The 11,317-nt window shown below is 68.1% G+C and carries 12 protein-coding genes; 3 read left to right on the forward strand and 9 right to left on the reverse strand.

Annotated features, from left to right (window positions below):
• The first annotated feature begins 56 nt into the window (after positions 1-56).
• Complete coding sequence (locus ACR4XW_RS06445; RefSeq protein WP_434759710.1) at positions 57-1,229, forward strand: hypothetical protein; 1,173 nt, start codon at positions 57-59, stop codon at positions 1,227-1,229.
• Here ACR4XW_RS06445 and ACR4XW_RS06450 read toward each other — a convergent pair.
• The 8 genes from ACR4XW_RS06450 to ACR4XW_RS06485 all read right to left on the reverse strand — a co-directional run bounded on the left by ACR4XW_RS06450 (position 1,192) and on the right by ACR4XW_RS06485 (position 9,034).
• The gene (locus ACR4XW_RS06450) at positions 1,192-2,157 is read right to left on the reverse strand and encodes a TauD/TfdA dioxygenase family protein (RefSeq protein ID WP_434759711.1); all 966 of its coding nucleotides are present in this window, start codon (positions 2,155-2,157) and stop codon (positions 1,192-1,194) included. The genes ACR4XW_RS06445 and ACR4XW_RS06450 overlap by 38 nt on opposite strands.
• Entirely contained in the window at positions 2,157-2,807 is a 651-nt protein-coding gene (locus ACR4XW_RS06455) for a TetR/AcrR family transcriptional regulator (RefSeq protein ID WP_434759712.1), read from the reverse strand. Before ACR4XW_RS06455 ends, ACR4XW_RS06450 begins: the two co-directional genes overlap by 1 nt.
• Positions 2,808-2,877: 70 nt before the next feature.
• Positions 2,878-3,756: an SDR family NAD(P)-dependent oxidoreductase gene (locus ACR4XW_RS06460; protein ID WP_434759713.1), complete on the reverse strand. Its 879-nt coding sequence runs from the start codon at positions 3,754-3,756 to the stop codon at positions 2,878-2,880.
• A gap of 24 nt (positions 3,757-3,780) precedes the next feature.
• Positions 3,781-5,079 carry an acyl-CoA dehydrogenase family protein gene (locus tag ACR4XW_RS06465; RefSeq protein ID WP_434759714.1) on the reverse strand — a complete coding sequence of 433 codons (1,299 nt, stop codon included), beginning with the start codon at positions 5,077-5,079 and terminating at the stop codon, positions 3,781-3,783.
• Complete coding sequence (locus ACR4XW_RS06470) at positions 5,076-6,065, reverse strand: NADPH:quinone oxidoreductase family protein (protein WP_434759715.1); 990 nt, start codon at positions 6,063-6,065, stop codon at positions 5,076-5,078. The genes ACR4XW_RS06465 and ACR4XW_RS06470 overlap by 4 nt, the downstream gene beginning before the upstream one ends.
• 40 nt (positions 6,066-6,105) lie before the next feature.
• Complete coding sequence (locus ACR4XW_RS06475; protein ID WP_434759716.1) at positions 6,106-6,972, reverse strand: SDR family NAD(P)-dependent oxidoreductase; 867 nt, start codon at positions 6,970-6,972, stop codon at positions 6,106-6,108.
• 49 nt (positions 6,973-7,021) lie between these two features.
• The gene (locus ACR4XW_RS06480) at positions 7,022-8,110 is read right to left on the reverse strand and encodes an NAD(P)H-dependent flavin oxidoreductase (protein ID WP_434759717.1); all 1,089 of its coding nucleotides are present in this window, start codon (positions 8,108-8,110) and stop codon (positions 7,022-7,024) included.
• Between the two features lie 105 nt (positions 8,111-8,215).
• A complete protein-coding gene (locus ACR4XW_RS06485) occupies positions 8,216-9,034 on the reverse strand; it encodes a sugar phosphate isomerase/epimerase family protein (protein WP_434759718.1) in 819 nt (272 codons plus the stop codon).
• A gap of 115 nt (positions 9,035-9,149) precedes the next feature.
• Between ACR4XW_RS06485 and ACR4XW_RS06490 the strand changes: the two genes are divergently transcribed.
• Positions 9,150-10,160 (forward strand): phosphotransferase family protein, encoded by a 1,011-nt coding sequence (locus tag ACR4XW_RS06490; protein ID WP_434759719.1) that lies wholly within the window; start codon positions 9,150-9,152, stop codon positions 10,158-10,160.
• A 38-nt stretch (positions 10,161-10,198) separates the two neighbouring features.
• Positions 10,199-10,750 carry a DinB family protein gene (locus ACR4XW_RS06495; RefSeq protein ID WP_434759720.1) on the forward strand — a complete coding sequence of 184 codons (552 nt, stop codon included), beginning with the start codon at positions 10,199-10,201 and terminating at the stop codon, positions 10,748-10,750.
• Positions 10,751-10,780: 30 nt separating this feature from the next.
• Here the strand turns inward: ACR4XW_RS06495 and ACR4XW_RS06500 are convergent, their stop codons facing one another.
• Positions 10,781-11,281, reverse strand: coding sequence for a TspO/MBR family protein (locus tag ACR4XW_RS06500; protein WP_434759721.1), 501 nt, complete (start codon positions 11,279-11,281; stop codon positions 10,781-10,783).
• Positions 11,282-11,317: the final 36 nt, after the last annotated feature.

The raw sequence follows: 11,317 nt of genomic DNA on the forward strand, positions 1-11,317 counted from the left end.
AAACGCACCCCACAGCCGGTCATCCGGTGCGAATGAGCCGGATCGGGTCGTTTCGGGTGCGTTTTCATCCATCGGGGGTCGGTATCGGGTACTGGCAGCGCGGGCGTGGGCACCGATTCACGGTGCACACCACCTTCGGGCTGCCGTTCTTCGCCCAACCGAACATGCGCGACCACCGCACCCGCACCCGGGTGGCGGGCGAACGCGAGGTCTACGCCTTCGAATACCTGCCCGAACTGCTCTACCCGAACGACGCCTGTACCCGGTTGGCCGAGTCGAGCATGCGCGCCACCCACCTGACCGGCCTGGCCACCCGGCTGTCGCGGGGCCTGACCAGGTTCTTGGTCACCGACGACTACTTCTCCGTGCTGCCCCGGCTGCTGAACCTGCCCCGGGCCGATGTGCAACTGCCCGCCGACCGCGACCCCTACGACGGCCGGGTCTGGGCTGCCCACGGCGATGCCGCACTGATCGAATCGGCCCTGGTCGGCCCGGTGTGGGAACTCCTCGACAACCGCGGCCCCGGCCCGGCGATGAACCTGCTCACCGACGGCCGGTGGTTGCTCTGGTTTCCCCACGACGGGGCCGGACGGCGCCGGGGCGCCAACGCCGATCTGCTCGCCGCGGTCGCCGACCTGCTCGAGGCCGAGTTGCAACAGGGCCTGCTCGACCCCTGGACGATCGATCCGGCCGAGTACCTGGGCAGTTGGCAGGGCACCGACTTCCAGCGGATCGCCGCACTGCCCTCGGTGCTGTTCTACCTGTGGAGCATCCGCTCGCTGGATTACCTCGGCGAGATGATCACCGGACACCACGCCGGGGTCGATTTCATCGCGGTGGCCGGCGCCCGTCCGGTGGTGTTGGTCGAGCTCGCCCACCGGGTGCCCGACCATGTCCGGGTGCTGCGGTCACGGTTGCGGGCCGGCGGCGGCATCGACACCGAATGGCACGAGTTCAACCGCGATTACCTGATCACCGCCGGCCATGAGCGCATCGGCCATGCCGTGGCCACCCCGAGGCTGATCCAGTTTCTGCACGATCAGGGCATCGACCGGATCGACGTGAAGGGCCCCTGGGTGAGCACCCTGGCCGACCGCTTCGAACCGGCCGACATTCGGCGCACCGTCGAGCGGCTCGCCAAGATCGTGGACTATCTGCCGAGTTTCCCGGTCGGCGACCTCGCGATCGACCTCAGCCGGCGGACGGGCCGATCGGCGCATCACCGATGACCGAGATGCGCTCCATCACCCGCCGCTGCGGGGCGTAATCGCTGACCGCGTAGTGCTGACAGGTGCGGTTGTCCCACATCGCGATGGTGTTCTTCTGCCAACGCAGCCGCACCTGGAACTCGGGCCGCTGCACCTGCCGGTAGAGCTTCATCAGCAGTTCGTTCGACTCGTCCTGCGACATCCCGAGGATGCGCTGGGTGAAGTTGATGTTGACGAACAGCACCTTGCGTCCGGTTTCGGGAATGACCCGCACCACCGGGTGGGTGACCGGCGGGAAGGCCTCCCGCAACCGGGCGAGCTCGGCATCGTCCAGACCCCGGCCGAAGGACTTGACCCAATCGTGCTCGGCCTCGAGGTACTCGATCTGGTTCTTGATGTCGTCGGGTAGCAGGTCGTAGGCCGCAGCGGTGTCGGACCAGAGGGTGTCACCACCGACCGGGGGCACCTCGACCGCGCGCAGCACCGCCAGCAGGGACGGGGTGGCGCGCCAGGTGACGTCGTTGTGCCACTGGTTCTCCACGCCCTTGACCACGCTGTCCTTGGCCAGGGTGGCGACGTCGACATCGGTCTGGCCGCCGTAGGTGTGTTGGAAGAAGGGGTGGTGTTCCAGGTCGCCCCACCGGCTGGCGAAGGCGCGATGATCGGCCCGGTCGATGTCCTGGTCGCGGAAGAACAGCACCTTCCACTCCAGCAGGGCCCGGTGCAGGTCACCCATCACATCGTCGGGCAGGTCGCCGCCCAGCCGGACGCCCCGAATCTCGGCGCCGATCGTGGGGGTATGGGGATGCACCTCGAACAGCTCATAGGGACGGTCGGGGAATCCGGCCGGGGTGCGGTCGGCGATCAGCGGGCCGTAGGAGGCCAGCGGATCTGCCGGATGCGGGGCAACCCGAGCTTCGAAGCGAGGAGGCTGTGCGGTATCGGTCATCACTGATTCCCTTCGGGTTGCCCGGCCAGGGTGGCCAGGACGTTGGTGGTGGTCTCGGCTTGCGGAGCGGTCAATGCCGCCAGGGCGACCTCGACCAGGTCGGCCACCAGCCGATCGTTGTCGGCGGGGTAGCTGTGTTCGCCCTCGTGCCGGGCCAGGGTGACCATGATCAGGGTCATCAGGGCGCTGACCCGCAGTTTCGCGGTCGGGCCTTCGACAGGGGCATGGACGGCCATGATCTTGGTGATCCGGCGCAGGCTCTCGGCCTGCAGACTTTCTTCGAAGAGGTCGGACAGGGCCGGATCGGTGATCGCCTGCTGCAGGAAACGGGCGTAGTAACTGCCCGGTTTGGCGACGGTTTCGGCCGCCAGTGGGCCGATCATGGCCTCGACCGTCTGCCGGGGCGAGGGGGTGATGCCCTGTTCGTCCCAACCGTTCAAGATCTTCAGGCGTCGGTCGTTGACCGGCTCCATCCGGGATTCCACCACCGCCGCGAGCAGACCCCGTTTGGAACCGAAGTGGTACTGGGCGGCCGATTTGTTCGACTGCTTCGCCTCGATCTGCACGTCCTTGAGGGTCAGCGCCGCCAGTCCGCGTTCGGCGATCAACCGCTCGGCGGCGTCGATCATCGCTTCCTTGGCGCTGCTCATGCGCCAAGTCTTAAGGCTTGGTCCTCAATCGCGCAAGGACCCGTGCCACTCCCCGGTCAGCTGAACCCGGTCAGCTGAACTCGGGCGGCTTGATCCGGCGCAGGCCGACCGGCTGGAACAGCCCGGTCAACTCGCTCGCCACCACCGAGGCGATGTCGCGCGCAGTGCATTCCGGGGGTAGGTAGGCATCCCGATCGATCACCGCCGGATGGGAACAAACCATCAGCGACTGCCCGTCGAAGCGGAAGACCTGACCCGACACCCCGTCGCTGAGTTCGGACAGCAGGTACACCACCAGCGGCGCGTTGAGTTCCGGGCTGATCCCGACGTTCTGTCCGGCGGCCCGGGGGCCGAGGAATTCCTCGTAGGCGTCGGCCATCCGGGTGTGGGCGTTGGGTGAGATCGCATTCACCCGCACTCCCTCGGCGACCAGATCGTGCGACCAGGAGTAGGTCAGGGTTGCCACCGCGGCCTTGGCCGCCCCGTACACCGCCATCGCCGGGGCGCCCATCTGCTGCCCGGAGGTGACGTTGACGATCACCCCGCGGCCGGCGGCGCACATGTGCTGCAGGGCATGGGTGGTGCAGGCGACCGTGCCGATCACCGAGGAGTTCACCACGTCCAGGGTGTCGCGGCGGGTCTGCTCCTCGGGACGGTTGATCCGCAGCACCCCGGCGTTGTTGACCAGCCCGTCGATGGCGCCGAAGGAGTCGACGCACAGGTTGATCAGTTCGCCCGCCGCATCCCAGTCACTGACGTCCTGGACGCCGGCGATCGCTCGTCCGCCACTGTTGGTGATTTCGGCGACCGTGTCGTTCGCGGCGTCCCGGTCGAGGTCGTTGACCACCACCGCGGCACCTTCGGCGGCCGCAGCCAGGGCATAGGCCCGGCCGAGTCCCCGTCCCGAGCCGGTGATCACCACGGCCCGTCCGTCCAGCAGCTTGTCCATGGTTCTCCTCGCCCCGGGTGGTGCTCAGCGGTACTTGCGCAGTTCCACTCTGGCCACAGTACGCAGATGCACTTCGTCGGGACCATCGGCGATGCCGAGAATCCGGGCCGAGGCCCACATCCGGGCCAGCGGGACGTCCTCGGTGACGCCGAGGCCGCCGTGGGCCTGGATCGAGCGGTCGAGCACCTGCCGGGCGACCCGCGGGCCGATCACCTTGATCGCGGCGATCTCGGTGGCCGCACCCTTGGCACCAACCCGGTCGATCATCCAGGCCGCCTTGGTGACCAGCAGCCGGGCCATCTCGATTTCCATCCGGGATTCGGCGATCCAGGTGCGCACCACCCCCTGCTCGGACAGCTTCTGCCCGAAAGGTTCGCGCTCCATCGAGCGGCGCACCATCATGTCCAGGGCGCGTTCTGCCATGCCGATACAGCGCATCGCGTGGTGGATCCGTCCCGGACCCAACCGGGCCTGGGCCAGGGCGAAACCGGAACCTTCCTCACCGATCAGATTGCTGACCGGCACCCGGACGTTGTCGAAGGTGATCTCACCATGACCCTGCTGGTCGTGGTAGCCGTACAGCGGCAGCGAGCGGTGCACCGTCACCCCGGGGGTGTCGACCGGCACCAGAATGAACGACTGCTGCTGATGCGGTGGTGCGTCGGGGGCGATCCGTCCCATCAGCACCAGGATCTTGCAGCGCGGATCACCCACCCCGGTGGTCCACCACTTGCGGCCGTTGATCACGTACTCGTCGCCGTCGCGGACGATGGCGGTGGAGATATTGCGCGCATCCGAGGACGCGACCTCGGGTTCGGTCATCGAGAAGCCCGACCGCATCGTCCCGTCCAGCAGCGGTTCGAGCCACTGCTTCTTCTGCTCCTCGGTGCCGAACAGGTGCAGGATTTCCATGTTGCCGGTGGACGGGGCGTTGCAGTTGAAGGCGTCCGGGGCCAGGTAGGGCGAGCGGCCGGTGACCTCGGCGATGTAGGCGTAGTCGAGGTTCGACAGCCCCGAAATATCGGGCAGAAAGAGATTCCACAGACCGCGTTTGCGGGCCTCGGCCTTGAGTTCCTCGACGATCGGCGGCAGGTCGTGGCGGCGGTCGGTGCCGGCCTGTTCGGCCAGTTGCCGGGCGTGGACGGGTTCGGCCGGGTAGACGAACTCGTCCATGAAGTCGATCGCCCGCTCCAGCATCTCGCGGCCCTTGGCCGAGGGGGCGAGGTTCATCTCCTCGAAGATCTCCGGGCCGCGGTGCACCGTGCGGTACGGGTGTTTGGCCTGCGCGGCGTACTCGGCGGCGTGCGCCTGGTCGATATTCATCGGTTCTCCTCGCCGGCGGTGAGCATGCATTTGCCGCGGGCCTTGCGATCGAGGACGTACTGCAGGGCTTCGGCAGCCTCGGCCAGCGGCCAAGTGCGGTCGATGTGCGGACGGAGCTTGCCCTCGGCGACCCAGCCGAGCATCACGTCCATGTTGTGGCGTTGCAGTTCGGGGTTGCGGCGCGCCCAGGCTCCCCACTGGAAGCCGAAGAGGGTGCCCTCCTTGATCAGCAGCCGGTTCATGCCGACCTTGGGGATCGTCCCGGACGCATACCCGATGCTGAGGTAGCGACCCTCGACGGCCAGCCGCCGTACCGCGGCATCGGCCAGATCACCGCCGACCGGGTCGTAGATCACGTCAGCACCACGACCGCCGGTGAGTTCCTTGACCGCATCGCCCAGGTCGGTGTCGCTGTACCGGATCAGCTCGTCGGCCCCGTAGCTGCGGGCCAGCTCCAGCTTGTCGTCACTGGAGGCGGCAGCGATCACCCGGGCGCCGAGTTGGTGGCCGATCTCAACCGCAGTCAGCCCGACCCCACCGGCGGCACCGAGCACCAGCAGGGTTTCGCCGGGTTGCAGCCGGGCCCGGTCGACCAGGCCGTGGTAGGACGTGCCGTGCGCCACCGGCATCGCGGCCGCATCCAGCGCCGACACCGCATCGGGCAGCGGGTAGACCATCTCGGCCGGTGCCAGTACCTGTTCGGCATAACCGCCCATCCGACAGAAGGCGACCACCCGCTGCCCCACCGACAGGCCTTCGACGTCGTCACCGACGGCCAGGATCGTCCCGGCGGCCTCGGAGCCCGGGGTGAACGGCAGCTCGGGCTTGGTCTGATAGGTGCCGGCCACCAGCAGCCCATCGGGGAAGTTCACCCCGGCCGCTTCCGTCGCGAGCAGCACCTGGCCCGGGCCCGGCACCGGGTCGGCAACCTCGGTGAACTGCAGACGGTCGGGGGTTCCCAACTCGGTCACGACATGGGCCAGCATGCGCCCTCCCCTTTCTGCGTGGCTTTCCGTTCGGTGTGGATCAGTCGCGGTCGCGCAGGGCGGCGTCGAGTTCGGCGACGGTCCAGCGCTGACCCTGATCGATCGTCCAGTCGTAGCTCCAGCCGCGGAAGCGCCGGATCTCGCCACCCTTGGCGTAGTAGACCGCGCCCGATTTGGGGCAGTCGGCGGTCAGCAGCCAGGCCACCAGCGGCGAGACATTGCCCGGGTGGTACACGTCGAACTCGTTCGGGTCGGACGGGGCGGCGACCATCTCACCGATGCCGGGCAGGTCCTCGGTCATCCGGGTGCGGGCGACCGGCACCAGCGAGTTGATCCGGGTGCCGTAGCGGGAGAACTCCTCGGCCAGAATCAGCGTCATCGCGGCGACGCCTGCCTTGGCGGCACCGTAGTTGCTCTGCCCGACCTGACCGAGCAGGCCCGAGGTGGACGAAACGGTCACCACCGAGGCCTGCGGGTCGGTGCCGGACTTCGACAGGCCGCGCCAGTGCGCGGCGAAGGCCCGCACCGGGGCGAAGGTGGCGCGCAACTGGCCGGTGATCACGGTGTCCCAGTCGTCGTCCGACATGTTGACGAACATCTTGTCGCGCAGGATGCCGGCGTTGGTGACCAGACCGTGGACCGCCCCGAACTTGTCCAGGGTGGATTCCAGCAGCGCCTGGGCACCGTCGGTGGTCGCCACGTCGTGGGTGTCGGCGATCGCCGTACCGCCGGCGGCGGTGATCTCGGCGGCCACCTTCTCGGCGATCGATGCGTCGGGGTTGGTGCCGTCGGCGTCCACGCCGGAGTCGTTCACCACCACCGACGCGCCTTCCTGCGCGGCGAGCAGGGCGTGTTCGCGGCCCATCCCTCGTCCGGCTCCGGTCACCACAACGACTCTGTCGGTCAAGCTGCCCATAGTTCTGCCTTTCGGAGTTCGCGTCCGCGTGCTGCGCGGCTCAGTTGGTCGGGACGAGGCGGTTCAGGGTTTCGTCGGCCTCGCGCATGATGCGGGTGATCAGTTCGTCGACGCTGGGGACATCGTCGATCAGGCCGACGACCTGGCCGGTGGCCATCACACCCATGTCGGTGCGGCCCTCCAACAGGGCGGCCCGATACAGCATCGGGGCGTTCGCGGCCATCACCACCTGGCTCCAGGTCAGGCCCTGGTTCTTCTTCATCGCCAGACCCTCCTTGATCATCTCCGGGATCGGGATGCCGGAGATCTTCTGGAAGGCCAGCGCATTGCGTCCGGCCCGCAGCAGTCGGGTGATGAAGTTGGTCTTCTCCAGTTTCGCGACGGTGCCGGCGTTCAACACCCGCTGCGGCACCCCGTCCACCTCGGTGGTGACGACGGTGTCGGTGACGCCCTTGGACAGGTACACGTCCTTGACCGCCTGCGACACCGGGGAGTCGCTGGTCATCATGAAGCGGGTGCCCATCGCCATCGCGTCGGCGCCGTAGGCCAGCGCGGAGACCAGGCCACGGCCGTCGAAGTAGCCGCCGGCACCGACCACCACGATGTCGACCGCGTCGACGACCTGGGGCAGCAACAGGCTGGTGGGTACCGAACCGGTGTGGCCACCACCCTCACCACCCTGGACGACGACCGCGTCGGCACCCCAGCCGGCGACCTTCTCGGCGTGCCGGCGGGCACCGATCGAGGGGACGACGACCATGCCGCCCTCCTTGCACTTCTCGATCAGCGGCTGCTTGGGGGCCAGCGCGAAGGAGGCCACTTTGACGCCGGTGCGGGCCATCAGGGCGATCCGCTTCTCGACGTCGGGCTGGTCGGCACGCACGTTGACGCCGAAGGGCTTGTCGGTGAGCGATTTGATCTCGTCGATCGCGGCCACCAGCTCTTCGTAGGAGAGCAGGCCGGAACTCAGGATGCCCAGGCCGCCCGCGTTGGCGGTGGCGGCGGTGAGCTTGGCGTCCGAGACATAGCCCATGCCGGTCTGGACGATGGGGTAATCGACACCGAACAGTTCACACGCGCGGGTGCGCAGCGCGGGGTGGTACTGGGGTGCTGGGGTCGATTCGCTCATGGTGCCGCTCATAGTGCAGGGTTCCTCCGTACGGTTGGTGCTCGCTGGCGAGACTACGGCGTGCACACAGAACCGACACCGAACGTGCCACTGGCCGGGCGGGGGTCACGATCCGTGCCAGCGTTGGGCGGCCAGCCAGGCCAATCCCCGGCTCACTGCGGCCTCGGGTCCTTCGTCCTCGATCGCCGGGCCGATCAGTTCCAGGTCGATCAGGCCGGTGTAGCCGATCTGCGGCACCAGATCGACCAGCCACGGCAGCGGAATGTCACCGTCGCCGGGCACCCGGCGGGCCGGCTGATAGTGGGTGCCCAGTTGGTAATCGGAGTACTGCACGATGACGATCCGGTCGCGGTGCTGGGTGAGGGTGTCGGCCAGGTGTTGTTCCTGCCAGGCACAGAACAGGTCGACGCACAGGGCGAGCCCGGCGCTGGCGGCGAGGGCTGCGGTTTCGCGCACCGAATGGGTGAAACCCAGGTCGGAGCGCACCCACACGGTGTTCTCCACCGCCAAGGTGACGGCGTTGCGTTCGGCCAACTCGACCAGCGGTGCGACCTGACGGGCGAAGGCGTCGACGGCTTGGTCGGGGGTCAGCCGTCCGGACGGGCCGGGGGTGAAGTAGATGATCGGGACGCTGTGGTCACCGGCCCAATGCACGGCATCGGTGAGGATCTGCCGGTGCTGTTGCCACCCGAGGTCGTCATCGACCGGGCAGAAGGTGCCGGTGACCAGGTAGGAGATGTCGGCCTCGGCGCGGTGCAGTAGGCGGCCGGACTCGGCCCAACCGGTGTCGCGCAGTTTGTCGATGGCGAGACCCTGGCTGGTGTGCTCGGGCCAGTCGTCGGCGAGTTGCAGTTCGGTGGCCAGCGGCAGATGCAGGAACGGCATCGGGCTGACGTTGAAGGTCACCTTCTCGGACTCGTCCATGCAGCCGTTCATAGCTGCCTGATCCCGGTCGGCGCAATCGTCCCGACCGGCGCGATCGTCCCGGCTGCCGCAATGTTCGTGTTGGGCCCGGCGCGGGTGCCTTAGCGTGTCCGGCGTGAGCATCCTGGGTATTGAGTCCGCCACCCTGCGTCCTTGGTTGGCCACCGAACTGGGCCTGTCGGGGGCGTCCTTCGCCCGCGTCGGCACCGGACGGTCGAACCTCACCTACCTGATCACCGCCGAGGACGGCCGGACCGCGGTGCTGCGGCGCCCGCCCATGGGTGATCACCCCGCCACCGCGCACGATGTGTTGCGGGAGGGCCGGATCATGGCCGCCCTGCACGAGCAGGTGCCGGTGCCGGAGGTGCTCGCGATGTGCACCGACACCGAGGTGACCGGGGCGCCGTTCATCGTGATGAGCCAACTCACCGGGCAGGTGGTGGCCTCCCCCGAGGTGGCCGAGACCATTGCGCCCGAGCGACGGGCGGCGATGGGTCCGGCGCTGGTCGACGCCCTGGTGCAGTTGCACCGGGTCGACCCGGCCGTGCTGGAGATGCCGCATCTGCTCGACCGGCGTGATTTCGTCCCCCGGCAGTTGAAGCGGTGGATCGGCAACTGGGAACGCGTCCGTACCCGGGAGTCGGCCGACCTGCCGCGGGCGCACGAGTTGCTGGCCGCGCGGGTGCCCGAGCAGACCCGGGTGGGCATCGTGCACGGTGACTTCCGGCTCGACAACTGCGTCTTCGACGCGTCCGGACGGGTCGAGGGTGTGCTGGATTGGGAGCTCGCCACGATCGGTGACCCGTTGGCCGACCTGGGGCAGTTGCTGGTCTATTGGACCGAACCGGACGACGCCGAGACGGCGCTGTTCGCCCCGCCGACCTCGGTGGGTGGGTTCAGTACCCGGGCCGAACTGGCCGCCCGCTATGAGGAGGCATTCGGCCCGGCGCCGATCGACTACTACCTCGCCTTCAACTGGTGGAAGGTCGCCTGCATTCTCGAGGACGTCTACTCGCGGATGGTGCGCGGCGCGATGGGTGCGACCGACCGCACCCCCGAATCCTTTGGCGATCAGGCCGCCCGGGTGGCCCGGCACGCCGTCGAGTTGGCCGAAGCCCTCGACTGAACCTTCCCGGCAGGGGTGCGGTTGCCTAGGCTGGGTCGATGGATCTCACCGGCACACTGCTCGAGCAGATCGAATGGCACTGGGTGAACCAGTTGCGCCCGCGGCTCGACGGGCTGAGCGATGCGGAGTACTTCTGGGAGCCGGTGGCCGACTGCTGGAATGTCCGTCCCCGTGGCACGTCGACCGCCCCGATCGCCGCCGGCGCCGGGGATTTCACGATCGATTTCGCCTTCCCCGAACCGGATCCGGTACCGATCACGACCATCGCGTGGCGCCTCGGGCACATCATCGTCGGGGTGCTCGGCGCCCGGGTCGCCGGCCATTTCGGTGGTCCGCCGATGGACTACCGGATTCACCACTACGCCGGCACGGCCGAGGAGGCTTTGGCCCAACTCGATGCCGGTTATGCGGCCTGGACGAACGGGGTCCGAGAACTGGACGAGGCCGCTTTGGCGGCTTCGTCCGGTGCGGCCGAAGGGCCGTGGGCGGAGTACCCGATGTCGACCCTGGTGCTGCACATCAACCGGGAGTTGATCCACCACGGCGCCGAGATCGCCCTGTTGCGCGATCTGTACGCGCATCGCTCTTGATGCAGGCGCAGCGTTCGTGATGGATGCAGATCACTTCTTCGGGTTCTTCCGCCACACCGCGCCGGTGAGCACGGTCGCGAAGGCCGTCCAGGCCGCATAGGGAGCCATCGCGGCACCGGCGCCCGATTTCACCGCGGCGGCCCGGCGGGTCAGGTCTGCGCTGCTGAGGGCCAGGATGCCGGCGAACAGCGTCGCTTGCGGGAGCTTGTGCCAGCGGAAGAAGACCCACGACCAGCCGCCGTTGAGGATCATGTTGATCAACAGGGCGATCCGGAAGTTGCGGCGGGTGCGGGCGGCTTCCTTGGTCGGCCGGGCCCCGAGTTCGGCGTCCACCGTGGCGGCCGAGCCGGCGATCGCGGCATACAGCGAGGTCCAGGCGATCGGAAAGACCACCGCCGGCGGTTGGATGGCCGGCTTCTTCAGGGATTTGTACCAGCGGCTTTCCATCCCGTCCTGGGTGGCGACCGAGCCGATCGCGGCCGCGGCCGTCACCATCGGGGTCGTCCAGGCCAGTGATTTCTTGATACCCATCTCGCCACCTCACGTCCTTGTCGGTAGTGCGTGCTG

The organism is Pseudenemella bisphenolivorans (assembly GCF_051133435.1).
Lineage (GTDB): Bacteria > Actinomycetota > Actinomycetes > Propionibacteriales > Propionibacteriaceae > JAAYAO01.

Excerpts from the sequence above, each read along its gene's own strand:
- ACR4XW_RS06450 (WP_434759711.1), bottom strand. The coding sequence starts at position 2,157 with ATGACCGATACCGCACAGCCTCCTCGCTTCGAAGCTCGGGTTGCCCCG.
- ACR4XW_RS06455 (WP_434759712.1), bottom strand. The coding sequence starts at position 2,807 with ATGAGCAGCGCCAAGGAAGCGATGATCGACGCCGCCGAGCGGTTGATC.
- ACR4XW_RS06460 (WP_434759713.1), bottom strand. The coding sequence starts at position 3,756 with ATGGACAAGCTGCTGGACGGACGGGCCGTGGTGATCACCGGCTCGGGA.
- ACR4XW_RS06465 (WP_434759714.1), bottom strand. The coding sequence starts at position 5,079 with ATGAATATCGACCAGGCGCACGCCGCCGAGTACGCCGCGCAGGCCAAA.
- ACR4XW_RS06470 (WP_434759715.1), bottom strand. The coding sequence starts at position 6,065 with ATGCTGGCCCATGTCGTGACCGAGTTGGGAACCCCCGACCGTCTGCAG.
- ACR4XW_RS06480 (WP_434759717.1), bottom strand. The coding sequence starts at position 8,110 with ATGAGCGAATCGACCCCAGCACCCCAGTACCACCCCGCGCTGCGCACC.
- ACR4XW_RS06485 (WP_434759718.1), bottom strand. The coding sequence starts at position 9,034 with ATGGACGAGTCCGAGAAGGTGACCTTCAACGTCAGCCCGATGCCGTTC.
- ACR4XW_RS06495 (WP_434759720.1), top strand. The coding sequence starts at position 10,199 with ATGGATCTCACCGGCACACTGCTCGAGCAGATCGAATGGCACTGGGTG.
- ACR4XW_RS06500 (WP_434759721.1), bottom strand. The coding sequence starts at position 11,281 with ATGGGTATCAAGAAATCACTGGCCTGGACGACCCCGATGGTGACGGCC.